This is a genomic window from Pseudomonas brassicacearum (assembly GCF_003732225.1).
GTDB lineage: Bacteria > Pseudomonadota > Gammaproteobacteria > Pseudomonadales > Pseudomonadaceae > Aquipseudomonas > Aquipseudomonas brassicacearum_E.
Window position 1 is genome coordinate 1 of the sequence record NZ_MOBJ01000036.1, and the last position, 1,336, is coordinate 1,336.

The 1,336-nt window shown below is 57.7% G+C and carries 1 protein-coding gene; it reads left to right on the plus strand.

Annotated elements, in window-relative coordinates:
- Positions 1 to 205: 205 nt before the first annotated feature.
- On the plus strand, positions 206 to 1,336 hold a 1,131-nt coding region (locus BK659_RS27585; RefSeq protein ID WP_148050461.1), incomplete at its 3' end, for a hypothetical protein.

The following is a 1,336-nucleotide window of genomic DNA, read 5'->3' on the forward strand; positions in this document are numbered from 1 at the left end:
CCCCGCGATCGGGGCCTTTCAGACGTTTGCCGACACCGGCGCGACCTGGACAATCACCTGCCCCACCAAAAACGCTGAGGCCCCGGCAGAAGAGTTTCAACTATGGGGCCAGACCGAGTACACCTCCCCGGCCTACAAGATCGATGTTTCGCTGGGCCATCACCGCCTCGACTTTGTCGAGGCCAGCGGCAATGAGCAGTTTCAGGTGATCGAGTACGGCGAAGAGACCACGCTCAAGGCGCGAGAGATTTCTTATTACACCAAAGCGGCGATGCAGTTTCCGGTGAAGTGGACGCTGCCCGGTAAAGAGCTCGGGCCCGCCTCACCGGATGACCAGGGCTGGATAACGCTCGATAGATTTAAGGCCACGGCCCAAGATATCCACCCGGTCACCGTCGAAGTACCGAGCTTGTATTACGAGAGCGGCTATGTCCGTCAAGCGATCCCCGTCCATGCGCTGACCAAAACGCCGTGGAACAACAATGCCACGCTCCAGGTCAACGACAAACCGGTCACCGCCACCCCCCTGCTGGGCGTCATCTGCACTCGCGCAAAGTCCAATACGCTGAAGCTGCTGAACCCGGATTTGTTGCTCAAGGATTCACTGCTGACGTTGAGTTCGGCCAGCGACCTCGCTGCGCTGGGGCTCACCATTGCGGACTTGAACGTTGCAAAACCACTGCTCGAGCCAGAGCTGCCGTGGCTCATCGAGTCATCACCCAGCACCGGTAAAAGCGGCTGGTTCGAACTCAACCTGGCCTGCTCGAAACTCAAAAAAGACTGGGAAAAGATTACTGGCCGGGTGATCTCGGCAAACCTGGCGGATGAAGTGACGGCGATCAAGGTCGGCGACACTACCATCACGGGGCTGGGTGCTATTTTCCACCGTGACACAACGAGCACATTAACGTTGACCTTGGAACCCTGGATGAAAGGGCTGTCGATCAAGCTTGAAGAGGTCAGCGCTTCTGGTCTTGACGTGGTGTTTGATCCCCCGCTGAAACAGCCGGTTGAAGTCCCGGACAACCTGACGCTGAGCTGGAAGGTCACGGGCGGTAAAAAAAGCGGCTATCTCAGGCTTCAGGCCGTTTGCCCCGATACCCAGCTGCCGTTGATCATTGAAAGTCGAATCATCTCGAACACATTGGCGGATGAAGTGACAACCGTCGAAGTCGACAGTCAGCTTGTCCAGAGTGCCCGCGCGATTTTCAGGCGACAAGAGCCGGTCCCACTCGTACTGACTTTCGCGCCCTGGATGAAAGGACTGCCCATCGAACTGGAAGAGCAGGCGCCTGCGGGTCTGGGCATGACTTACGCCCCCTTGCTTAAACAACCC